Origin of the sequence: Aeromonas sp. 602396, from assembly GCF_049173735.1 — a bacterium.
GTDB lineage: Bacteria > Pseudomonadota > Gammaproteobacteria > Enterobacterales > Aeromonadaceae > Aeromonas > Aeromonas veronii_A.
Genome location: NZ_JAAKSD010000014.1, coordinates 119,829 through 141,709 on the forward strand (window position 1 = coordinate 119,829; position 21,881 = coordinate 141,709).

Sequence of the window (21,881 nt, forward strand, 5' to 3'; positions counted from 1 at the left end):
TGAGCTGGCGCGAACGGCTGATTAAGCTAGGCCGGTTTTTTAGGGATGAGCCCGTCACCAGAGCGGGCATAAAATGACACAAAACGGAGTTTCGCATGACAGCTAGCACACCCATGTTAATCACCTTCCTGGTGTATATCCTCGGAATGGTGTTGATCGGCTTCGTCGCCTATCGCGCCACCCGCAACTTTGATGACTACATTCTGGGCGGCCGCCGGATGGGGAGCTGGGTGACCGCTCTCTCCGCCGGCGCCTCCGACATGAGCGGCTGGCTGCTGATGGGCCTGCCCGGCGCCGTCTTCGTCAGTGGCATCTCCGAGAGCTGGATCGCTATCGGTCTGGTCATCGGCGCCTACCTCAACTGGCGCTGGGTAGCGGGTCGCCTGCGGGTACATACCGAGAAGAACCGCAATGCCCTGACCCTGCCGGACTATTTCACCTACCGCTTTGAAGATCACAGCAAGGTGCTGCGCATTCTCTCGGCGCTGGTGATCCTGCTCTTCTTCACCATCTATTGCGCCTCCGGCGTGGTGGCCGGTGCCCGTCTGTTCGAGAGCACCTTCGGCATGGATTACAACACCGCCCTCTGGGTAGGTGCCGCCGCCACCATCACCTACACCTTCTTCGGCGGCTTCCTCGCGGTGAGCTGGACCGATACGGTGCAGGCGACCCTGATGATCTTCGCCCTGATCCTGACCCCGGTCTTCGTCATCATCGCCGTCGGCGGGATAGACAGCGCCATGATCGAGGTGGCCGCCAAGAGCGCCACCAACCTCGACATGTTCAAGAATCTGGATGTGATCGCCATCATCTCGCTGATGGCCTGGGGCCTTGGCTACTTCGGTCAGCCCCACATTCTGGCCCGTTTCATGGCGGCGGACTCCCACCACTCCATGGCCAATGCCCGTCGCATCAGCATGACCTGGATGGTGTTCTGCCTCGCAGGCGCGGTGGCCATCGGCTTCTTCGGGCTGGCCTACTTCGCCCGCTTCCCGGAAGTGGCGGCTGGAGTGACCGGCAACCCGGAGCGGGTCTTTATCGAGCTCTCCAAGATCCTGTTCAACCCCTGGATCGCCGGTGTGCTGCTCTCCGCTATTCTGGCGGCGGTGATGAGCACTCTAAGTTGTCAATTACTGGTCTGCTCCAGCGCCATTACCGAGGATCTCTACAAGCCCTTCCTGCGCAAGAATGCCTCCCAGCGTGAGCTGGTGTGGGTGGGTCGCCTGATGGTGCTGCTGATCGCCGTGATTGCCATCGCCGTTGCCATGAATCCGGAAAACCGGGTGCTGGGGCTGGTGAGCTACGCCTGGGCCGGTTTCGGTGCCGCCTTTGGTCCCGTGGTGCTGCTCTCGGTGCTCTGGCCGAGAATGACCCGCAACGGCGCGCTGGCCGGCATGCTGGTCGGTGCTATCACAGTCATCGTCTGGAAGCAGTTCGGCTGGCTGGGGCTGTATGAGATCATTCCGGGCTTCCTGTTCGCACTGCTGGCCATCGTGGTGGGCAGTCTGCTGGGCGAAGCGCCCTCAAAAGCGATGCTGGAGCGTTTCCGCGATGCCGAGGAGGAGTACAACACCCCGGCCGAGAGCGCGGGAGAGCCGGTCGCGGTGAACTGATCCCCCTTACCGCTTTCTGATTGAGAGCCCCGCCCCCGGACAAGGAGCGCCCTGGTTGGCCATCCTTGCACCGGTTTGGCGGGGCTTTGTGCTATCTGATTCACTCTTGGGCACTTTTTTATGTTCGGCCAGTGGCTCCCGGGTGCTCGCTTTCTTTTGTCTTGGCACCGAATATGGGACACTAGGCCGCCTGAAGGAGACCTAGTGCATGCGGCTATTCACCCTGATCCTGATCCTCCTGCTGGGGGGACTGCAATATGACCTCTGGCTGGGGAAGAACGGGCTATCCGATTATCAGAACCTGTCGGAGGCCATCTCGCAGCAACAGCGGGACAACCAGACTCTCAAGGATCGTAACGACCTCATTTACCGCGAGATAGATGATCTCACCTCTGGCCTCGAGGCCATCGAGGAGTTGTCGCGCAACGATCTGGGTTACATCAAGCAGGGGGAGACCTTCTACCGGATCATCCCCAAAGAGAAAGACAAAGAGACAGCGCCGGACGATGAGCCCTACGATGACTGATGCCAGCCGGGTATCCGGCCTGACGGCGATCGTCCCTGCCGCCGGTATCGGCAGCCGGATGGGGGCCGATTGCCCCAAGCAGTACCTGCAACTGGCGGGTAAAACCATTCTCGAACATACCCTGGAGCGGCTGCTCTCCCACCCGGCTATCGCCCAGGTGATCGTGGCGCTGGCACCCCATGACCGCTGGTTCGAGGCCCTGCCCGTGGCGGCCGACCCGCGAATTGTGCGGGTAGAGGGAGGCGCCGAGCGCGCCTTTTCCGTCCTCAATGGCCTCCATGTGGCGCAAGGGGAGTGGGTGCTGGTGCACGATGCGGCCCGCCCCTGTCTGACTCACGGCGATCTCGATGCGCTGATTGCCGCGGCCATGAACTGCGGCGGTGCCATTCTCGGCAGTCGGGTGCGCGATACCATGAAACGCTCCGATGGGGAGGGCAATATCATCGCCACCGTCGAGCGCGAGCAGCTCTGGCATGCCCTGACGCCACAGATATTCCCGACCCGAGCCCTGAAACGGGCGCTCGAAGAGGGGCTGCTGCTGGGCGCCACCATCACCGACGAGGCCTCCGCCATGGAGCGGGCCGGATTCACGGTGCGGATGGTGGAGGGGCGCGCCGACAATATCAAAGTGACCCGGCCGGAAGATTTGTCGCTGGCGGGGCTGTTTTTAAGCCAGCAAGCATAAGCCTCTCAGTCAGAACAGACCGTTCAGAGCAGAGCGTCTCGAACAAACAGGCCCGAACAAGGAGTTAGCATGATCCGGATTGAACATGGTGTGGACGTACACAAAATTGATGGGGTTGGTTTCAGCATGTTGGGAGGTTGCCGCTGATGATGCGCATTGGTCATGGTTTTGATGTTCATAAATTTGGTGGTGTTGGCCCCTGCATGCTGGGTGGCGTGCCGGTTCCCTACGAGCGGGGGCTGGTTGCCCACTCTGACGGCGATGTGGTGCTGCACGCGGTAAGCGATGCCCTGCTGGGGGCCATCGGTGCCGGTGACATCGGTCGCCACTTCCCCGATACCGCTGCCGAGTTCAAGGGGATCGACAGCCGCATTCTGCTGCGGGATGTCTTTGCCCGGGTACTGCAGGCGGGGTATGCCATCGGCAACCTGGATGTGACCATCATCGCCCAAGCCCCCAAAATGGCCCCCCATATCGACGCCATGTGCGCCGTGCTGGCCGCCGATCTGCAATGTGATTTGAACCGGGTGAACGTCAAGGCGACCACCACCGAACAGCTTGGGTTTACGGGGCGCAAGGAAGGGATCGCCACCGAAGCCGTCGTCCTACTGGTGAAACAATAATGCTGGAACAACTTGCCTATCTGCACGGGGCGCCCACCGCCCGCGGTATCCTCAAGGCCGAGGCCGCCGACTTCGTGGTCAATGAAGATCTCGGCTTCGAGCCTTGCGGGGAAGGGGAGCATATCTTCGTCCGGGTGCGCAAAACCGGCGAGAACACCGCCTGGGTAGCGGGTCTGCTGGCCGATGCGGCAGGGGTCAACCGCAATGCGGTGACCTGGGCGGGCCTGAAGGATCGCCACGCGGTGACCGAGCAGTGGTTTGGCATTCACCTGCCAGGCAAGGCCGAGCCGGACTTGTCGGTCATCGAGAGCGACAGCATCCAGATCCTGCAAGCCAGGCGTCACAACCGCAAATTGCGGGTCGGCTACCTCAAGGGCAACCACTTCACCCTGCGTCTCACCGGTCTGGAACAGGCCGACGGGCTGGAAGCGCGCCTGCAGGCCATCGCCACTCAGGGCGTGCCCAATTACTATGGTGAGCAGCGTTTTGGCCGCGATGGCAACAACCTGGAAGCGGCCAAGGCGATGTTTGCCGGCAAGCGGATCAAGGATCGCAACAAGCGTTCCCTCTACCTCTCTGCCGCCCGCAGCATGCTGTTCAACGCCATTGTCAGCGCCCGTATCGAGCAGGGGCTGGCTCATCAGCTGCTGGCCGGTGATTGCGTGATGCTCAAGGGCAGCCACTCCATCTTCAGCGAAGAGAGCGTGACCCCCGAGCTGGAAGCGCGTCTTGCCTCCGGCGACGTGCAGCTGACCGCGCCCCAGTGGGGCCGTGGCCGCTTGGCCAGTCAGGGCGCCGCTGCCGAGTTCGAACAGGGCGTGCTGGCTCCTTACAGCGATTGGTGTGACGGGCTGGAGAAGGCCGGGCTGGAGCAGGACAGGCGCCCCCTGCTACTCAAGCCGGAGCAGATGAGCTGGCAGCTGGACGGCGAGGCGCTGACCCTCTCCTTCTTCCTGCCGGCGGGCGCGTTTGCCACCAGCGTGGTGCGCGAGTTAATGCAGGCCGAAGAGGCCGATCACGGTTTCAGGAATCAGACCGATGCGAATTCTGGTCAGTAATGATGATGGTGTGCATGCCGAGGGCATTCGTGCCCTCAGCGAGGCGCTGCGCGCCTGCGGCGAGGTCATTGTGGTGGCACCGGATCGCAACCGCAGCGGCGCGAGTCACTCCCTGACGCTGGAAGTACCGCTGCGGGTTACCCGCATTGCAGAAAACGGCTTTAATGGGTGCGAGAGCTATGCGGTGAAGGGGACGCCGACCGACTGCGTGCATCTGGCGGTCAACGAGCTGGTGCGCCCTGAACCCGACATGGTGGTGGCCGGTATCAACCACGGTGCCAACCTGGGGGATGATGTCATCTATTCGGGCACGGTCGCCGCGGCCACCGAGGGGCGCCATCTTGGCTACCCTTCCATCGCCATCTCGCTGGTGGGCAAGACCCACTTCGCCACTGCGGCCCACTATGCGGCCCTGCTGGTGAAAGGGTTGATGAAGCACCCCCTGCCTGCCGATCAGATCCTCAACGTCAACGTGCCGGACTTGCCCCTCGAGCAGATCAAGGGGATCAAGACCACCCGCCTTGGCAATCGCCACCGGGCGGAGTCGGTGATCTGCACCGAGGATCCCCGTGGTCAGCCCATCTACTGGATCGGCCCCCCCGGTAGCCAGCAGGATGCCGGTGAAGGCACCGATTTTGCCGCCATCGAGCAGGGCTATGTCTCGATTACCCCCCTGACCATCGATATGACTGCCTATGACAGTCTCGCCGGTCTGGGGGCCTGGTTAGATCTGCAGGGATGAGGGTGGTGTGATAGTACAGCGCCTGTTAAATCAGCTCATTGCGCAGGATATTCGCGATTTTCGCGTGCTGGCGACCATCGCGAAAGTGCCGCGCCAGCTGTTCGTGGACGAGGCCATGGCGCACAAGGCGTGGGACAACACCGCCCTGCCCATTGGCCACGGCCAGACCATTTCGCAGCCCTATATGGTGGCGCGAATGACCGAGTTGCTGATGCAAAACAATCCGGCCCATGTGCTGGAGATTGGCACTGGCTCGGGCTACCAGACGGCGATCCTCGCCCATCTGGTGGAGCATGTTTATACCGTTGAGCGGATCAAGTCGCTGCAGTTCCAGGCCCGACGCCGACTGCGCCAGCTCGATCTGCACAATGTCTCGGCCAAGCACGGCAACGGCTGGCTGGGGTGGCCCAACAAGGGGCCTTATGACGCCATTCTGGTGACGGCCGCGGCGAGCGAGATCCCGACGGCGCTCACCGATCAGCTGGCCGAAGGGGGCCGACTGGTGTTGCCCGTGGGTGACAGCCAGCAGACCTTGCAGCTGATCGAACGATCCGGATCCCAGCTTACCAGCCGTATTCTGGAGCCGGTACGTTTTGTTCCCCTGATTGACGGAGATGTTGAGTGAAGTTGTTTTCCCGTTTGTACGTACTGGTGATGCAGTGGGCTCGCCACAAGCATGCCCCCTGGTATCTCTCCATCACCGCTTTCATCGAGTCGGTATTCTGGCCGATCCCGGTGGATGTGATGCTGGCGCCGATGGCGCTCGCCAAGCCCCACAAGGCGTGGCACTACGCCACGCTGGCCACCCTCTTCTCTGTGCTGGGCGCCCTGTTTGGCTATGCCCTTGGCTATGCCCTTTGGGATCCGGTCGTGCTGCCACTGGTGGAGTCTGTGGGCTATCAGGACAAGATCGAGATTGCTCGCAACTGGTTTGAGCAGTGGGGGATCTGGGTCATTTTCATTGCCAGCTTCACCCCTATCCCCTACAAGGTGTTTACCGTGACGGCAGGGTTGTTGCAAATGGCTCTGCTGCCCTTCATCATCACCTCCCTCATCGGTCGTGGCATGCGCTTTTTCCTGGTTGCGGGCCTGATGCGCTGGGGTGGCGAGAAGATGGAACGCAAACTGATGCACTATGTTGATGTGCTCGGTTGGCTCTGTATTGGTCTGGCCGTGGTGGCCTATTTCTGGTTTAGTCGTTAAGGATCCATTATGCGTTCGCGTATTTGGCAAGGAAGCAGTGTCGTGGTGTTGTCATGGCTGCTGCTTGCCTGCTCCTCCAGTAAAAATGCAGCTCCGGTAGATGGTGTTGATGAGGGGCAGTTTGTCTCGACCATTCCGGCTCGCCAAAGCGGTGCCCAGGTCAGCGCCCCCATTCAGGGCGGTAGCTATGTGGTGAAGCGGGGCGATACCCTCTACTCCATCGCCTTCAACTCCGGCAACGACGTACCCTCGTTGGCCAGCCTCAACAACATCAGCCCGCCCTACAACATCTATCCGGGGCAGCGACTGCGACTCGATGGTTCCAGCGCCAGTGTTGGCAGCAGCCGCAGTGCCGGTACCTATGAGGTGCGCCGCGGCGATACCCTAAGCAGCATCGGCCGCCAGTTCGGCATGACGCCGCAGGCGCTGGCCCAGAGCAACAACCTGAGTGCCCCCTATGCGCTGCAACCGGGTCAGGTGCTCAATGTCCAGACCGCAGGCGGCGGTTCGACCCAGATGGTGGCTGCGACTCGTCCGGCAACCGTGACGCCGGTGGCAGTGAGCCGTCCCAGCAGCGGTCCGCGTCCGTTGGCCGAGCCGAGTGGATCTGGTCAGACCACGCCATTCATCTCTCAGAAATCCGTTGCTCCGGCAGCACCGAAGGAATACGCTCAGTCCAAAGAACAAAAAATAAACAACCCCCAGTCGAGACTTGCTTGGCACTGGCCCGCAAAAGGCCGGATTGTCGAGGGGTTCTCTGTTGCAGAACAGGGTAACAAGGGGATCGACATAGCCGGCCAGAAGGGGCAACCCGTCTACGCCGCCAGCAGCGGTAAAGTGGTATACGCTGGCAGTGCTTTAAGGGGGTACGGCAAGCTGATTATCCTCAAGCATGATGATGACTATCTCTCCGCTTACGCACACAACGACGAGTTGCGGGTGAAGGAAGGGGACAGCGTCAAGGGGGGCTCGGTCATTGCCAACATGGGTAGCACGGACGCGCCGGATGTGCGATTGCATTTCGAGATCCGGTACAGAGGCAAGTCGATCAATCCGATGAGCTATTTGCCAAAGCGTTAACCCCAGAGAGACCGTCTTACTCTGGTAACGTCAGGGAGACACACCATGAGCCAAGAACAACTGGTAATGCAGGATGCAGAGTTAGAGTTTGACGCTGAACCCGAATCTCACGAGGTAGAAGAGTTGCAGGAGGTAGCCGCCGAGGCGGACGAGACTATCTCCGATGAGTTGCTGGCACCTGAGCTGAATAAGGTGATGGATGCCACGCAACTCTATCTGGGGGAGATAGGTTTCTCCCCGCTGCTCACAGCCGAAGAGGAAGTCTACTACGCCCGTCGTGCCTTGCGAGGTGACAAAGCCGCCCGCAAGCGCATGATCGAGTCCAACCTGCGGCTGGTGGTGAAAATCGCCCGTCGTTACAACAACCGCGGCCTGGTGCTGCTGGATCTCATTGAAGAGGGCAACCTCGGTCTTATCCGCGCGGTCGAGAAGTTTGACCCAGAGCGCGGCTTCCGTTTCTCTACCTATGCTACCTGGTGGATCCGCCAGACCATAGAGCGGGCCATCATGAACCAGACCCGTACCATCCGTCTGCCCATTCATGTGGTCAAGGAGTTAAACGTTTACCTGCGCACCGCGCGCGAACTCTCTCACCGTCTCGATCATGAACCGACCGCCGAGGATATCGCCTTCGCGCTGGATCGTTCGGTGGATGATGTGAACCGCATGCTCAAGCTCAACGAGAAGATCACCTCGGTGGACACCCCCATTGGTGGCGATCGCGACAAAGCGCTGCTGGATGTGCTCTCCGACGAGCGCGGCATGGGGCCGGAGCTGGAGTCACAGGAAGATGATATGCGCAGCAGCATTGTGCACTGGCTGGAGGAGCTCAACCCCAAGCAGCGGGAAGTGCTGGCCCGTCGTTTCGGTCTGCTGGGGTACGAGCCCGCCACCCTTGAGGATGTGGGGGCCGAGATTGGCCTGACCCGCGAGCGGGTACGCCAGATCCAGGTGGAGGGGCTGCGCCGTCTGCGGGAGATCCTGCTGAGCCAGGGGCTCTCCATCGAGGCGTTATTTCGTACCAATTAAGCATCCGCACCAACTGATCAGCGCATCAGCCAGATAGCACGAGGGGAGCAACAGCTCCCCTCGTTTTTTATTGCCTGTGGTCTGGCGATGGCTTCGTGGTTATACCAGCTCGGCCAGCATGGTGTCGGCGTAGGGCACCAGTGCTTCGCCCCTCTTCACCTTGGTGAGGTAGTCCGGGTTGGCGATAAGTGGACGGCCGATGGCCACCAGATCGAAGCGGTTGGCCTCGATGGCCGCTGCGGCGCGCTCGGCGTCGTAGTTGCCCACCCCGACCAGATTGCCCTTGTAGTGGGCGCGCAGATAGTCGGAGGCGCGGCCACCCAGATAATCGAAGGTGAGGTTGTCATCAAAGATGCCGAGGTGGATATAGGCCAGCGGGCGATCGTTGAGCTTGCCCAGCAGATAGTCGAACACGGTGCGATCTTCCGGGCTGCCCGCCAGATGGACATAGGCACCCGGGGAGAGACGAATACCAACCCGATCACCGCCGATGCGGGCGCTGATGGCATCGACCACTTCCAGCGCGAAGCGGCTCATCTTTTCCGGGCTGCCACCATAGTTGTCGGTGCGCAGGTTGGTGGAGTGGTGCAGGAACTGATCGATCAGGTAGCCATTGGCACCGTGGATCTCCACCCCGTCAAAGCCCGCCTCGATGGCGTTGGCAGCGGCCTGGGCGTAATCCAGTACCAGCTGGGCGATTTCCGCCTCGGTCAGGGCACGCGGCACCTGATAGGTCAGCTCGCGCATGCGGGGCACAGTGCCCTCGTGCGCCACGGCAGAGGGGGCCAACACTTCAGCCTGATGGAAGAAGGGGTGGGAGAGGCGGCCGACGTGCCACAGCTGGGCGAAGATCTTGCCGCCCTTGGCGTGCACGGCGCTGGTCACTTTCTTCCAGCCATCGATCTGCGCCTGGGTGAAGAGGCCCGGGGTATTGGGGTAACCCTGCGCGTCGGGGCGGATGATGACGGCCTCGGAAACAATCAGGCCGATGTCGGCGCGGCGGCCGTAATAGGCAGCCATCTGCTCGGTCGGCACCAGACCTGGGCCTGCCATGCAGCGGGTGAGCGGGGCCATCATGAAACGGTTGGCCAGGGTCAGAGTGTCATTGAGTCGATACGGCTGAAACAGGGTATTCATGATAGGTTGTCCTGAACGGGTTATTCTTGAACGTGCATTCAAGACGTTTTTTGCGTCGGGCGCAAGCTTTTTTTGAATGCGCGTTCAAGAAGGTTGGCCCGAGCGGGCGGCTGGGGTAAACTTGCCGCCCTTTCCAGTCACTCTTTATCGGCGGGCCCTGTTGCTCCTTGCCGGTGAACCATTTCCCACGGGAGGAACCATGCGCATAGCCGAGTTTGATCGGGACGAGGTACTGCGAAATGCCATGGAAGCGTTTCGCGCCAAGGGATATGCCAAGACCACCATGCAGGAGCTGGTGGCTGCCACCGGCCTGCACCCGGGCAGCATTTACGGCGCCTTTGGCAACAAGCGCGGCCTGCTGCTGGCGGCGGTGGATCATTATGTCGAGGGCAAACGCACCCTGCGCCGCTCCCTGCTCGACAACCCGAGCCCGTTGGCGGGTCTTGCTGCCTATCTCGACCGGATTGTGGGGGAGGCGCTCTGCGGCTCCTGTCTGGTGACTCGCACCATGATGGAGCTGAGCGAGCAGGATGAGGAGCTGACCCAGCGGGTCAAGGGGATCTATGGCGAGCTGGAGCAGGATCTGGCCGAGTTGCTGACACAGGCGCAGGCCAAGGGTGAACTGGCCCCGGATAGCAATATCCACACCCTCACCGCACTGCTGCTGATCAACCTGCAAGGGCTGGTCACTTTCGCCCAGTGCCGCCCCGATCGCCCCCTGCTCGACGACGTAGTCGCCCAGCTGATGCGGGCCCTGCGGGCGTAAGTTAGGTTTCCCCTTCTCCGTTTTTGCTTTTTGAATTGAGGGGAAGGGGTCAATCGGATTGACGTAATGAGAACAGGATAAAATCCAGCACGGAGTTGAGCCTGCCCAGTACATCGTTATTCCACACTCGTATCACCCGAAATCCCTGCTGATTGAGATAGGCTGTCCGAGCCTCATCATGCATCTGGTTCGCTAGTGTTCCATGTTGCGAACCATCCACTTCGATGATCAATCCCTGTTCAAGGCTGATGAAATCCACCACATAGGGGCCGATGGGCATTTGGCGGCGAAATTTCACTCCCGCCAGACGGCGATTGCGCAAGTGTTGCCACAGTTTCTGCTCTGCCAGCGTGGCATCACGTCTCAGTCGTTTGGCAAAGCGGTTGCTTTCCATAAAGGGCTCCAGTTCTGTTTGGCCCTATAGATATAGCCAGCTTCCTTTGTGTTTACCGGTTGGATATTGCGTCCCCTCACCCTAGCCCTCTCCCAAAGGGAGAGGGAACAGATCTAGGTGCTGTCAGGATTTGTTGACCCCAACCGAGCTATCGTTGTGTTTGGTAATGATGAGCTGATGAGCTGATGAGCTGATGAGTGGATGGGCATTGCCCTGCTAGTTGGTTACCCGTGATGTTGCCGATTGTACTGGATCAGCTCCCTTCTCCCCTTGCGGGAGAAGGGCTGGGGATGAGGGGATGGAGCAGGAGCAGCCCTCACCCTAACCCTCTCCCAGAGGGAGAGGGAATTGATCGAGGTTCGGTTTGGGCATCATGGTCGGTCAACAAGCTCCTTCATCAAATCCTTGAGCCACACCTGCGCCGGTTGTTGCGTATGCGCCGATGGGGTATGCCAGACGCTGCGGCCTCACCTCGGCCCCACCAGCTCCTTCATCAAATCTTTCAGCCATACCAGTGCGGGTTGCTGGGCATGAACGGGGTGCCAGACGCAGTTTAGGTGGTAATCCGGCACGTCTGCGGGCAGCGGCAAGCTTTTCAGCGGCCAGTGGGTGGCAAGCAGCTCGGCCACCATGCTGGGCAGCACCAGCAGGTGATCGCTCTGGCTGACAATGGCTGCGGCGGACATATAACTCTGGCTGTTGACCGAGATGGTGCGGCTAAAGCCCTGACTTTTCAGATAGCGGTCGAGGCTCGCCTCCGAGGTGCCAAGGGGCGAGTGGAACACATGGGGCATGGCGATGAGCTGCTGCAGGGTGATGCGCTCCTGCCACTGGGAGGGGTCATCCTCGGCGCCGGCGGGGGCCGATTTGGCAATCGGCAGATCGGCGCGTACCAGCCCGGCCAGCGGCTCGGTGAGCCAGGTCTCTTTGCCGAGATACCCCGGCACCTGCATGTATTCGTCAAACCCCAGCACCAGATCGATCTCCCCGCTTGCCAGTTCGGCTTCGGGCAGGGTGTCGCGCAGGATGCGGATCTCGATGGTGACCCCCGGCGCCAGCCGTCTGAGCCGCTGAATAAGCGGCGGGATCAGCACGCACTCCACGTAATCTGTGGTGCAGAGCACGAAGCGCCGCTTCGACTGGCTCGGCTCGAACTCCTCCTCCTCGGTGAGCTGCTGCTCCAGCAGCCGCAGCGCCTGCTGTACCCCGAGGTGCAGCCGCTGGGCGCGCGGGGTCGGCAGCATCCCCTGCGGGGTGCGCACCAAAAGCGGGTCGCCGAGAAAGGTGCGCAGCCGGTTAAGCGAATGGCTCATGGCGGGCTGGCTGATAAAGAGCGCTTCGGCGGCGCGGGTGACGCTGCCCTGCGTCATCAGGGCGTCAAACGCGAGCAGCAGATTGAGGTCGAGCTGGTGCAGTTTCATGGGGGGATTATTCGCCGTGTTTATGGGACAATCCATCCTATTCATTTGATGGATGGGGGCGCAACGTCTTAATCTGCGACCCACTCTTATTTTTCCGGGTTCCCGCGCCGCATCGGGCGTAAACGGGGGCCTCAATCCATGCAAGGAGCCTTGCGATGAGCATCAAGACCATTAACTCCACGCCGGCCGCCGACGGCTTCACCATGCCCGCCGAGTGGGCGCACCAGCAGGCCGTCTGGATGATCTGGCCGTTTCGCCCGGACAACTGGCGCGTAGCCGGTCGCTTCGCGCAAGAGACCTTCGCCAAGGTGGCCGATGCCATCGGTGGCGCCACCCCGGTCTTTATGGGGGTTCCGGCCCAGTTTATGGAGCAGGCCCGCGCCATCATGCCCGCCCACGTCACTCTGGTTGAAATGAACAGCGATGACTGCTGGGCCCGCGATACCGGCCCCACCATCGTTACCAACGCTGCCGGCGAGTGCCGTGGGGTGGATTGGGGCTTCAACGCCTGGGGCGGACACAAGGGTGGTCTCTACTACCCGTGGAATCAGGATGAAGAGGTCGCTGCCCAGATGCTGGCCCAGCACGGCATGGCTCGTTACGACGCGCCGCTGATTCTGGAAGGGGGCTCCATCCATGTTGATGGCGAAGGCACCTGCCTGACCACCGCCGAGTGCCTGCTCAACGAAAACCGCAACCCGCACCTGACCAAAGAGCAGATCGAAGCTTACCTGCGCGACTATCTGGGCGTCACCAGCTTTATCTGGCTGGACGAAGGCGTCTACATGGATGAAACCGACGGCCACATCGACAACATGTGCTGCTTCGTGCGTCCGGGTGAAGTGGCCCTGCACTGGACTGACGACCAGAACGATCCCCAGTACGCCCGCTCCGTGGCCGCCCTCAAGGTGCTGGAAGCGGCAGTCGATGCCAAGGGTCGCAAGCTGAAAGTGTGGAAGCTGCCCCAGCCGGGCCCGCTGTTCTGTACCGAAGAGGAGTCAGCCGGTGTCGAGAGCGGTACTGGTGTGCCGCGCGAGGCAGAAGGCCGTCTGGCCGGTTCCTACGTGAACTTCCTGATCACCAACGATCGCATCGTCTATCCGCTGCTGGATGCCGCCACCGATGGCGAAGCCCAGCGCATTCTGGAAGAGATCTTCCCGGAGCACACCGTGGTCGGCGTGCCGGCCCGCGAGATCCTGCTGGGCGGTGGCAATATTCACTGCATTACCCAGCAGATCCCGTCCGGCAAATAAGAACCGGATGACGATCCTGCTGCGAAGCCGTGATCAAGGCTCATGTGCTGCTCGGAAGCCTCACGTATGTTTATACGCTCCGGTTCCTGCGCTGCTCTTCACCTTGCTGACGGCCTCTCGCGACGGGTCGTAAACCGGTTCTAGTTAGTATTCAAAACCCCACGCCGTGGGGTTTTCTCTCTTGATGGTGTGATGGTCGCAGGCGCTGATGCTGCGATCATCATGACAAACAGTCACCCTTTTACAGGAGATCCCCATGATCGAAGTGACCGAGGTTTCCATTGCCGAGCTGCGTGCCGCGCTCGAATCAGGCCGCACCACAGCGGTCGAACTGGTCAAGGCCTATCTGGCCCGGATCGAGGCTTACAACGGCCCCGAAACTGCCACCAAACTCAACGCCGTGGTGGTCGCCAATCCCGATGCGCTGAAAGAAGCCGAAGATTCCGATGCCCGCCGCGCCCGTGGCGAGACCCTGAGTCCGCTCGACGGCATCCCCTACACCGCCAAAGATAGCTATCTGGTCAAGGGGCTGACCGCCGCCTCCGGTAGCCCGGCCTTCAAGGATCTGGTGGCCCAGCGCGATGCCTTTACCGTTGAGCGCCTGCGAGCCGCCGGTGCCATCTGCCTTGGCAAAACCAATATGCCACCGATGGCCAATGGCGGCATGCAGCGCGGCGTCTATGGCCGTGCCGAGAGCCCCTACAACGCCGACTACCTGACCGCGCCCTTTGCCTCCGGCTCCTCCAACGGTGCCGGTACCGCCACCGCCGCCAGCTTCTCCGCCTTTGGTCTGGCGGAAGAGACCTGGTCGAGCGGCCGTGGCCCGGCTTCCAACAACGGTCTGTGCGCCTACACCCCGTCCCGTGGCGTGATTTCGGTACGCGGCAACTGGCCGCTGACCCCGACCATGGATGTGGTGGTGCCCTATGCCCGCACCATGAATGATCTGCTGGAAGTGCTCGACGTAGTGGTTGCCGACGATAGCGATCCCCGTGGCGATCTGTGGCGCCTGCAGCCCTGGGTGCAGCTGCCCAAGGCCTCTGAAGTGCGTCCGGCTTCCTATCTGGATCTGGCTGCCAAGCCCGATGCCCTCAAGGGCAAGCGCCTCGGTGTGCCGCGCATGTTTATCAACAAGGATGAACTGGCCGGCACCAGCGAAAACCCCGGCATCGGCGGCCCGACCGGTCAGCGCATCCATACCCGCGAGACCGTGATCGCCCTCTGGGAAGATGCGCGCAAGGCGCTGGAAGCCGCTGGCGCCGAAGTTATCGAAGTGGACTTCCCGCTGGTCTCCAACTGCGAAGGGGACCGACCCGGCGCGCCGACCGTGTTCAATCGCGGCATCGTGAGCCCGGAGTTTCTTAATGACGAGCTGTGGGAGCTCTCCGGCTGGGCGTTCGACGACTTCCTGCGCGCCAACGGCGATCCCAAGCTCAACAAGCTGGCCGATGTCGATGGGCCGAAGATCTTCCCCCACGATCCGGGCACACTGCCGAACCGCGAGGGCGATCTGGCGGCGGGCATGGACGAGTACGTCAATATGGCCAAGCGTGGCCTGAAATCCTGGGACGAGATCGCCACAGTGCCGGACGGCCTGCGCGGTCTGGAGAAGACCCGCAAGCTGGATCTCGAGGACTGGATGGACGGGCTCAAACTCGACGCCGTGCTGTTCCCGACCGTCGCCGACGTCGCCCCGGCTGATGCGGATGTGAATCCGGCCTCCGCCGATATCGCCTGGAGCAACGGCATCTGGGTTGCCAACGGCAACCTCGCCATTCGCCACCTCGGCGTGCCGACCGTCACCGTCCCCATGGGCGTCATGGCCGATATCGGTATGCCGGTGGGGCTGACCTTCGCCGGTCGCGCCTATGACGACAACAACCTGCTGCGCTTTGCCTCGGCCTTCGAGTCCACCGGCAGCAAGCGTATGGTGCCGCCACGCACGCCGCCGTTGGGGTGATTGCTGTTGTAAGTTAAATCTCTGGGGGTCAACCGAGAATACAAAAAGCCACTCGCAAGATGCGGGTGGCTTTTTATTGCTATCTAGTGAATGGCTTAGCTGATCATTTATTTTTCAAACTTATATCTACATCTATGTTACAAAGTTGGCATGATAGTTCTGGTTGAAATTCATGCTTATTGATAGTTTTAATTGGTATCTGTATGAGAACGATATGGGTTGTGTTAGCCTTAGAAAATTAATGTTCTTATATAGAGGTAATCATGGAGCAAGGATTAATCACATTTTTCGATGTTTCTCAATGTGGCTTTTATCGACAGAGGAAAGAGAAAGCTCAAGAATTAATAGAAGGATCTCTTGCCGATACGTTGTCACTGGTGACAAAGTGGTTAGAAGGACGAGAGGTAGAACAAACAATCCCGTGGGATGTAGAAACTCATCCATATCGTACCAAAGTATATTGTAAGTCTATGGAATATGATCCTGTAACGGGTGATTATCTATTTATTTTTTGGAAAAAGTTTGGCGAAGATGATGGGAATATTAATGGGGTTATTGGAGATTCAAAGGTCGGTGATGGAGTCACTGATTCACACATTGTAAAAGCCAGTGTTGGCGGTAAAAAATTAATATTGGGTCAGCCAATGTATTATTGGTTCATGCCTTCGCTTAATTTGCTTGCATCTATTAAGTTCCCTCACTCATTATCTGATACAGATGATGTCGTTAAATTTATAAAAAACTGCATTGATTTAAGAGTTAGCCATCCTAGGAAAAAGACTACAGAGAGCGCAATTCCAAATGTTAGGGCAGGCCGTGAAATAATTACTAAACATGTATCGTATACATCACGTGATGGTTCTTTTTCTTTGGTTTTTAAATTAAAGGCTGATATGAAAGAATTATCAATTGGAGATGCAACATTGGCTGAACTTGCTAAAAATATTTCACACCTTGTTGTTAGGGAGACCATTTCAACTACTAAAAAAGTAGAAAGAAATGTGGTTTTTGAAATGTGGGATAAAGTAACTGGAAATAATGAAAGGGTATCCAGAAGTAAGCAAGTTGAGATTATATCAGAAGAATCCCTTACTGTTTCTGAATTAAAGGGTATTCTGGAAACCTATGCTGAGGAACATGATCCTCGGAGTAAGTGGGACAATGTTGGGTTTAAAACGGATGGTAGAGATGCGCCGACAAAGTGGTTTGATCGATATGTTGAAAGGAAAAAAATTCTGATCAAGAAAAATGAAAAAATGAATGAAAGTTACTTTCCAGCTAAAGTAATTCTTGGTTCGCTGTTAAAAGAACGTAAGTCATTAATTAGTTTTACTGAGAAAAATAATGAAAATGTAGCTGATGAATACAAGGTAACTGTGGTGGCTTGATATGCTGAGAGTTTTCATTGCACAATTTATCTATTTAGTCGCGGGTATACTAGTCGCATACAGCTGTTTTGAGTATGTGTCATATTCAGATATATCATCAGTTATGTCAGTTCTTCAGAATATATCCGCTGCAATATTTACTATTGCAGGTATATGGATTGCTTATATTTACCCAGAGGCAATCACTTCATTTACTAATCCTTCAAAAGTTTCCTTGTTAAAAGGGACGGAAAGTACCAGAAGAATTGAATCATTAGTTATTATAATTTTCACTTCGGCATCAGTTCTTGTTTGTACTTTATTTTGCAGTCTTTTGTATGCGCTCTATTCAAATCATCCTTTTTTTGTGGGATATATACCTGAGATTAGATTTTTAAATGTTTGGTTGTTAGTCTTTTTATGTATAAATCAAATAAAGGCAATGTTATCCGTGATGGTAAATAACATTAAGTTTGTTGAGCGATTACATAGGCTAAAAACAGAAAAAGAAGTTGATGATGATTTATAAGCGCTGTTGGTTCGAATAGCGAAGCGTATTCGGACGATCGCGAACAGGTCGTGGCCGATAAGCAGGTGATATTCAGAGTTTCCTGTTGGCCTTGCCATGACTCGATGCTCGGCGGTATGCGGACGATTACGCTGCGCTAATCGACCCTACATTATGTGGCTTATTGTTACCTCCCCCCTCATCCCCAGCCCTTCTCCCGCAAGGGGAGAAGGGGGCAAATATGCTCCGCTGATTGTGCGTTGGCTCTGTGGTGCGGGTGAATATGAGTGGCTTGGAATTGGCACGGGCCATCCCCTCTCCCTCGGGAGAGGGCTAGGGTGAGGGGCTGCTATCTGTGTTGTCGTTTCGTTTTGAGCCTTTACCTCTCTCCACTTCCCGTACCGTCGAACGCCATATTGGTCGTGGCTCGTCGCCGATTCCCCCCTGAATTTTCTGCATTCCCCCTGACTTCACCCAGACTTCACACAACCTCATTTTCCCCTCACAAATCCCCCGTATCTTCTGCCCACTGCTTAAAAGGCCCGGCTTGCCACAGGGGTGGCGAGGGGGCGGTTGGTTCGAGGGAGCAAGATGATGAAAGGTTGGATGAAGTGCGGATTGGCCGGGGCCGTGGTGCTGATGGCGAGTTTCTGGGGCGGCAGCGTGCGGGCGGCGGGGATCTCCCTCAAGCAGGTAAGCGGCCCTGTCTATGTGGTGGAGGACAACTACTACGTCAAAGAGAACTCCATGGTCTATTTCGGGGCCAAGGGGGTGACGGTGGTGGGGGCGACCTGGACGCCGGATACTGCCCGCGAGCTGCACAAGCTCATTAAACGGGTCAGCAGCAAGCCGGTGCTGGAGGTGATCAACACCAACTACCACACCGATCGGGCGGGCGGTAACGCCTACTGGAAGTCCATCGGCGCCAAGGTGGTGGCGACGCGCCAGACCCGGGATCTGATGAAGAGCGACTGGGCCGAGATTGTCGCCTTTACCCGCAAGGGGCTGCCGGAGTATCCGGATCTGCCGCTGGTGCTGCCCAACGTGGTGCACGATGGTGACTTCACCCTGCAAGAGGGCAAGGTGCGCGCCTTCTACGCAGGCCCGGCCCATACGCCGGACGGCATCTTTGTCTACTTCCCCGACGAGCAGGTGCTCTATGGCAACTGCATCCTCAAGGAGAAGCTGGGCAACCTGAGCTTTGCCAATGTGAAGGAGTATCCGCAGACCATCGAGCGGCTGAAAGCAATGAAGCTGCCGATCAAGACGGTGATTGGCGGTCACGACTCACCGCTGCACGGCCCTGAGCTGATTGATCACTACGAGGCGCTGATCAAGGCGGCGCCGCAGAGCTGACCCGCGCTGTTTTTAACAATGCCGCAGCTTGTGGCAAGTGCAGCGCCGGTATGGAACGCTGCACACCCTCTATGCAAAAGGGCCCGTTACGGGCCCTTTTGCTATCAGATCAGCCACTGCCACCAGGTGAGGCCGATGCTCATCACCACGGCAAAGCCCACGATGGCGATCACCAGACCGATGCGCATCCACTCCGCGCTGGTGTGATAGCCCATCCCCATCAGCAGCGGGATGCGGGCGTGGGAGTAGGTGGCGAGGTTGCAGCCGACGTTGGTGATGGCGGCGATGCTGAAGATGGCGAGCTCGGCAGGTACGCCGACCGCCAGCAGGGCCCCGGCAATCACCGGCGCCAGTGCCACCACCTTGGCGGTGGCCGAGGCGAAAGCATAGGAGGTAAAGAGGTAGAGCCCCATCACCACCAGCAACATGGGAATGGTGCCGAGCCCGCCGAGGGTGCTGTGCATAAAGCCGGATAGTTCATCCCCCAGCCAGCCGGTAAAGCCGACCCGTTTCAGGTTGTCGGCCATCCCCATCAGCACGCTGAACCAGATCAGGGTATCGAAGGCGGCGCTGTTGCCCTTCACATCGTTCCAGTTCAGCACCCCGAGCAGCAGCAGGGCGGCCAGACCGAGAAAGGCGACCGTGGTGGCATCCAGCCCCAGATTGCTGCCGCCAACCCAGAGCACCACCAGACCGACAAAGACCCCGAGCAGGCTCTTCTCATGGCGGGAGAGGGGGCCCATTTTGGCCAGCTCCTCGCGGGCGAAGCGGGGGGCATCCGGCGTGTCGCGGGTCTCGGGGCGGATCACCATATAGAGCACCAGCGGCATGATCAGCAGCAGACCGATGGCGGGCGGCAGCAGGTAGAGCGCCCATTCGCGAAAGCCGACCGTCAGCCCGGCGACACTGGCGGCAATGCCGACCAGCGCCAGATTGCCGGCAAAGCCGGTGCTGAAGGCGACCGCCGAGGCGTCGTTCATGGCGCTGACGCTGGAGAGCAGGAACTGCCCCAGCTTGCGGTCATCCTTGTTGATGGTCTTGGCCAGCGAGTCGGCAATGGGGGCGACGATGGCGGCGCGAGCCGTGTTGCTCGGGGTGGCGGGGGCCAGAATAAAGTCGGCAACCGCCAGACAGTAGGCGGAGCGCAGGGTGGACTGGCCGAAGCGGCTGAGCAGCAGCAGGGCGATCCGCTTGCCAAGGCCGGTCTTGGCAAAGGCGCTGGCAATCATGAAGGCGATGACGATGAGCCAGATCAGCGGGTGGTTGAAATCGACCAGCGCCCCTTCGATGGCCGCCTTGGGGGTTGCTTCGCCGCCGGCATGGAGCACGGCGTAGAGCCCGAGGGAGAGAATGGCGATATAGCCGGTCGGCGCTATGTTGGTGACGATGACCAGAATGGTGGCGATAAACAGAATGGCGGTGTGGTAGGCCGCCGGTGCCAGTCCGGCCGGGGCTGGCAGCTGCCAGCAGACGATAGCCAGCAGCACGGTCACGAGTGCGGCGAGCTGGGCGAGAGTGAGTTTTTTCATAAGATTCCTGTCCGGAATGAGTGGGGAGGGAGCGATTGAGGCCGCTTCGGCCCTACTATAAGAGGGGTAATGGTGGATGCCAAATCCATCAATTACACCAAATGGGTATTCGATTAATTGCGGCTGTTTTTAACGGCGTCTTTGGCTTTGTGAGCTCGGGTTGATGAAGGGGGGTGAGTGAAGGAGTCGTTGCGACCTGGGGGGCTGGCGGGATTAAGGCTGTTCAAGGGGGCGGGGCTTTCATAAGATGGCCCTCTCTCTTTTCCCTGAAAGTTATCCATTTTCGTTATGCAATACGCCTCTCTCGCGCGCCTCAAGCAGGCCTTTATCACCGGGATGTGGGCCTCGCTGGTCAGCATCGTTATTGGCTTCGCCTTCAAGGTGTGGCTGGCGCAGTGGGTCGCCAAGGGAGAGCTGGCGCTGTTCAACAGCGTGGTGGATTTGATTTCCCTCTCCTTTATCCTGATGACAGGTTTTCGCTCTTCCATGGTGGTGAGTTACTCCCAGACCAAGAACGATCGGGACATCATCAATATCTTTCGCTACTTCCTCATCGGCATCGTGTTGCTCACCTGGGGGGCGGTGATCCCCTATATCAAGCACGGGCTCCATATCCGGGTGGAGTATCTGCAACTGGTGGGGGTCATCTTCGGGCTGGGGCTTAAGGTCTACTTCACCAATCTGGTGGCCATGTACCGGATGTATCAGCTCTCCAACCGGGTCACCTGGCTGGAGCCGCTGGCCAACGGTCTGCTGTTTATGGCCTGCTACTTTGGGCTCGGGATGGATGCGCTCGCTTCACTCTTCTACGGGCTGACCTTCTCGTCACTCGCCATCGCCGGTTATATGTATGTTTCGCGTCGTCGGGCCATCGCCACCAGGCCGCTGGCCAAGGTGGCGCTCGGCCCCGAGATGGTGAGCTATGTGAAGAAGAGCTTTACCGCCTCGCTGGAGGCGGGGGCCAGTATCCTGATGATCTACATCACTGTGCTGCTCACCATCCGCCACTTCAGCATCGACGAGCTGGGGGATTTTCAGGTGGTGGTGCGCCCCATCTTCACCTATATGACCACCTTGTTTGTCTTCCCCATCTACCGCTTTGTGCTGCCGGAGCTGGCGGTCAATCTGCGCAATGGCGATCACCGCCAGATCAGGATGATCCGCCGCTGGATCTTCCGCCTCTCCGCCATCGTCAGTCTGGCCTTCTTTGGCTTGATGCTTCTGGCGGGCAAGCCGCTGGTGCTGTTGTTCTTCCCCGCTGACTACGTGGGGGCGGTGCCGGTGCTGTTCCACTTCTCTATCTTCTTTATCTTTATGATGCTCAACGGCTATCAGCTCGCCTATATCAAGGCTCACGGCCACTTTACCCAGAGCCTGCTGATCCGGCTGGCAGGCATAGTGGCGCTGATTGCGGCCTACTATCTGGTGGCCGAATTCACCGCCAACGTGGTGGCGATTATCGTGGCGCTGGGGCTTGGCTATATGGTGATGTTTATTCTCTCGACCCTGGCGGAGCGGCAGATCTTGCGATCCCTGCCACTGGTGCTGGCGACCCATTAGGGTGTGACTCGCCAAGAGCTGGCCCCTGTCAGATAACAAAAAACGCCCGTGCGGGCGTTTTTTATTGGCGG

Annotated in this window: 21 protein-coding genes; 17 read left to right on the forward strand and 4 right to left on the reverse strand. The window is 58.9% G+C overall.

All coding sequences use genetic code 11. The features are described from left to right. Positions 1–95 precede the first annotated feature (95 nt). The 10 genes from putP (at position 96) to rpoS (ending at position 8,559) form a co-directional block, all read left to right on the forward strand. On the forward strand, positions 96–1,613 hold the full coding sequence (gene putP, locus G5229_RS16400) for a sodium/proline symporter PutP (RefSeq protein ID WP_201986304.1): 1,518 nt from the start codon (positions 96–98) through the stop codon (positions 1,611–1,613). Between the two features lie 208 nt (positions 1,614–1,821). Then, positions 1,822–2,139, forward strand: coding sequence for a cell division protein FtsB (gene ftsB, locus G5229_RS16405; protein ID WP_005335520.1), 318 nt, complete (start codon positions 1,822–1,824; stop codon positions 2,137–2,139). Beyond that, complete coding sequence (ispD, locus tag G5229_RS16410; protein ID WP_421209674.1) at positions 2,132–2,824, forward strand: 2-C-methyl-D-erythritol 4-phosphate cytidylyltransferase; 693 nt, start codon at positions 2,132–2,134, stop codon at positions 2,822–2,824. Before ftsB ends, ispD begins: the two co-directional genes overlap by 8 nt. A gap of 146 nt (positions 2,825–2,970) precedes the next feature. Continuing rightward, on the forward strand, positions 2,971–3,447 hold the full coding sequence (gene ispF, locus G5229_RS16415; RefSeq protein WP_421209676.1) for a 2-C-methyl-D-erythritol 2,4-cyclodiphosphate synthase: 477 nt from the start codon (positions 2,971–2,973) through the stop codon (positions 3,445–3,447). Beyond that, complete coding sequence (gene truD, locus G5229_RS16420) at positions 3,447–4,505, forward strand: tRNA pseudouridine(13) synthase TruD (RefSeq protein WP_040068370.1); 1,059 nt, start codon at positions 3,447–3,449, stop codon at positions 4,503–4,505. The genes ispF and truD overlap by 1 nt, the downstream gene beginning before the upstream one ends. Then, a complete protein-coding gene (gene surE, locus G5229_RS16425; protein WP_005335515.1) occupies positions 4,486–5,247 on the forward strand; it encodes a 5'/3'-nucleotidase SurE in 762 nt (253 codons plus the stop codon). The genes truD and surE overlap by 20 nt, the downstream gene beginning before the upstream one ends. Before the next feature lie 7 nt (positions 5,248–5,254). After that, complete coding sequence (locus G5229_RS16430; protein ID WP_005335507.1) at positions 5,255–5,872, forward strand: protein-L-isoaspartate(D-aspartate) O-methyltransferase; 618 nt, start codon at positions 5,255–5,257, stop codon at positions 5,870–5,872. Further along, positions 5,869–6,450, forward strand: a complete 582-nt coding sequence (locus tag G5229_RS16435; protein ID WP_021229508.1) for a YqaA family protein — start codon at positions 5,869–5,871, stop codon at positions 6,448–6,450. Before G5229_RS16430 ends, G5229_RS16435 begins: the two co-directional genes overlap by 4 nt. Positions 6,451–6,459: 9 nt before the next feature. Beyond that, entirely contained in the window at positions 6,460–7,530 is a 1,071-nt protein-coding gene (locus G5229_RS16440; RefSeq protein WP_040068374.1) for a LysM peptidoglycan-binding domain-containing protein, read from the forward strand. A 45-nt stretch (positions 7,531–7,575) separates the two neighbouring features. Beyond that, positions 7,576–8,559, forward strand: coding sequence for an RNA polymerase sigma factor RpoS (gene rpoS, locus G5229_RS16445; protein WP_005335504.1), 984 nt, complete (start codon positions 7,576–7,578; stop codon positions 8,557–8,559). A gap of 99 nt (positions 8,560–8,658) precedes the next feature. Here the strand turns inward: rpoS and G5229_RS16450 are convergent, their stop codons facing one another. Then, positions 8,659–9,696: an alkene reductase gene (locus G5229_RS16450; RefSeq protein ID WP_199765779.1), complete on the reverse strand. Its 1,038-nt coding sequence runs from the start codon at positions 9,694–9,696 to the stop codon at positions 8,659–8,661. 199 nt (positions 9,697–9,895) lie between these two features. On the opposite strand from G5229_RS16450, the gene G5229_RS16455 reads away from it, so the two are divergent. After that, positions 9,896–10,462: a TetR/AcrR family transcriptional regulator gene (locus tag G5229_RS16455; protein ID WP_005335495.1), complete on the forward strand. Its 567-nt coding sequence runs from the start codon at positions 9,896–9,898 to the stop codon at positions 10,460–10,462. Between the two features lie 49 nt (positions 10,463–10,511). Here the strand turns inward: G5229_RS16455 and G5229_RS16460 are convergent, their stop codons facing one another. Next, complete coding sequence (locus G5229_RS16460) at positions 10,512–10,856, reverse strand: endonuclease domain-containing protein (RefSeq protein WP_139406923.1); 345 nt, start codon at positions 10,854–10,856, stop codon at positions 10,512–10,514. A 467-nt stretch (positions 10,857–11,323) separates the two neighbouring features. Beyond that, positions 11,324–12,277, reverse strand: a complete 954-nt coding sequence (locus G5229_RS16465) for a LysR family transcriptional regulator (protein ID WP_069528920.1) — start codon at positions 12,275–12,277, stop codon at positions 11,324–11,326. 155 nt (positions 12,278–12,432) lie between these two features. Between G5229_RS16465 and aguA the strand changes: the two genes are divergently transcribed. From aguA to G5229_RS16490, 5 genes are all read left to right on the forward strand, one after another. Next, the gene (gene aguA / locus G5229_RS16470) at positions 12,433–13,530 is read left to right on the forward strand and encodes an agmatine deiminase (protein ID WP_100652914.1); all 1,098 of its coding nucleotides are present in this window, start codon (positions 12,433–12,435) and stop codon (positions 13,528–13,530) included. Positions 13,531–13,786: 256 nt separating this feature from the next. Continuing rightward, positions 13,787–15,490: an amidase gene (locus G5229_RS16475; protein WP_421209680.1), complete on the forward strand. Its 1,704-nt coding sequence runs from the start codon at positions 13,787–13,789 to the stop codon at positions 15,488–15,490. Between the two features lie 263 nt (positions 15,491–15,753). Continuing rightward, positions 15,754–16,878, forward strand: a complete 1,125-nt coding sequence (locus G5229_RS16480; protein ID WP_268016642.1) for a hypothetical protein — start codon at positions 15,754–15,756, stop codon at positions 16,876–16,878. 1 nt (position 16,879) lies between these two features. Next, positions 16,880–17,386, forward strand: a complete 507-nt coding sequence (locus tag G5229_RS16485; RefSeq protein ID WP_268016643.1) for a hypothetical protein — start codon at positions 16,880–16,882, stop codon at positions 17,384–17,386. A 570-nt stretch (positions 17,387–17,956) separates the two neighbouring features. Next, positions 17,957–18,721: a CphA family subclass B2 metallo-beta-lactamase gene (locus G5229_RS16490; RefSeq protein ID WP_202005948.1), complete on the forward strand. Its 765-nt coding sequence runs from the start codon at positions 17,957–17,959 to the stop codon at positions 18,719–18,721. 104 nt (positions 18,722–18,825) lie between these two features. Here the strand turns inward: G5229_RS16490 and G5229_RS16495 are convergent, their stop codons facing one another. Beyond that, positions 18,826–20,250, reverse strand: a complete 1,425-nt coding sequence (locus tag G5229_RS16495) for a DASS family sodium-coupled anion symporter (RefSeq protein WP_124241738.1) — start codon at positions 20,248–20,250, stop codon at positions 18,826–18,828. Between the two features lie 288 nt (positions 20,251–20,538). Between G5229_RS16495 and G5229_RS16500 the strand changes: the two genes are divergently transcribed. Then, on the forward strand, positions 20,539–21,810 hold the full coding sequence (locus G5229_RS16500; protein WP_421209683.1) for a hypothetical protein: 1,272 nt from the start codon (positions 20,539–20,541) through the stop codon (positions 21,808–21,810). Positions 21,811–21,881: the final 71 nt, after the last annotated feature.

Bases quoted from the DNA above. Each gene is read 5' to 3' on its own strand.
- putP (WP_201986304.1), top strand. From the start codon at position 96: ATGACAGCTAGCACACCCATGTTAATCACCTTCCTGGTGTATATCCTC.
- ftsB (WP_005335520.1), top strand. From the start codon at position 1,822: ATGCGGCTATTCACCCTGATCCTGATCCTCCTGCTGGGGGGACTGCAA.
- ispD (WP_421209674.1), top strand. From the start codon at position 2,132: ATGACTGATGCCAGCCGGGTATCCGGCCTGACGGCGATCGTCCCTGCC.
- ispF (WP_421209676.1), top strand. From the start codon at position 2,971: ATGATGCGCATTGGTCATGGTTTTGATGTTCATAAATTTGGTGGTGTT.
- truD (WP_040068370.1), top strand. From the start codon at position 3,447: ATGCTGGAACAACTTGCCTATCTGCACGGGGCGCCCACCGCCCGCGGT.
- surE (WP_005335515.1), top strand. From the start codon at position 4,486: ATGCGAATTCTGGTCAGTAATGATGATGGTGTGCATGCCGAGGGCATT.
- G5229_RS16440 (WP_040068374.1), top strand. From the start codon at position 6,460: ATGCGTTCGCGTATTTGGCAAGGAAGCAGTGTCGTGGTGTTGTCATGG.
- rpoS (WP_005335504.1), top strand. From the start codon at position 7,576: ATGAGCCAAGAACAACTGGTAATGCAGGATGCAGAGTTAGAGTTTGAC.
- G5229_RS16450 (WP_199765779.1), bottom strand. From the start codon at position 9,696: ATGAATACCCTGTTTCAGCCGTATCGACTCAATGACACTCTGACCCTG.
- G5229_RS16455 (WP_005335495.1), top strand. From the start codon at position 9,896: ATGCGCATAGCCGAGTTTGATCGGGACGAGGTACTGCGAAATGCCATG.
- G5229_RS16460 (WP_139406923.1), bottom strand. From the start codon at position 10,856: ATGGAAAGCAACCGCTTTGCCAAACGACTGAGACGTGATGCCACGCTG.
- G5229_RS16465 (WP_069528920.1), bottom strand. From the start codon at position 12,277: ATGAAACTGCACCAGCTCGACCTCAATCTGCTGCTCGCGTTTGACGCC.
- aguA (WP_100652914.1), top strand. From the start codon at position 12,433: ATGAGCATCAAGACCATTAACTCCACGCCGGCCGCCGACGGCTTCACC.
- G5229_RS16475 (WP_421209680.1), top strand. From the start codon at position 13,787: ATGATCGAAGTGACCGAGGTTTCCATTGCCGAGCTGCGTGCCGCGCTC.
- G5229_RS16480 (WP_268016642.1), top strand. From the start codon at position 15,754: ATGGAGCAAGGATTAATCACATTTTTCGATGTTTCTCAATGTGGCTTT.
- G5229_RS16485 (WP_268016643.1), top strand. From the start codon at position 16,880: ATGCTGAGAGTTTTCATTGCACAATTTATCTATTTAGTCGCGGGTATA.
- G5229_RS16490 (WP_202005948.1), top strand. From the start codon at position 17,957: ATGATGAAAGGTTGGATGAAGTGCGGATTGGCCGGGGCCGTGGTGCTG.
- G5229_RS16495 (WP_124241738.1), bottom strand. From the start codon at position 20,250: ATGAAAAAACTCACTCTCGCCCAGCTCGCCGCACTCGTGACCGTGCTG.
- G5229_RS16500 (WP_421209683.1), top strand. From the start codon at position 20,539: ATGCAATACGCCTCTCTCGCGCGCCTCAAGCAGGCCTTTATCACCGGG.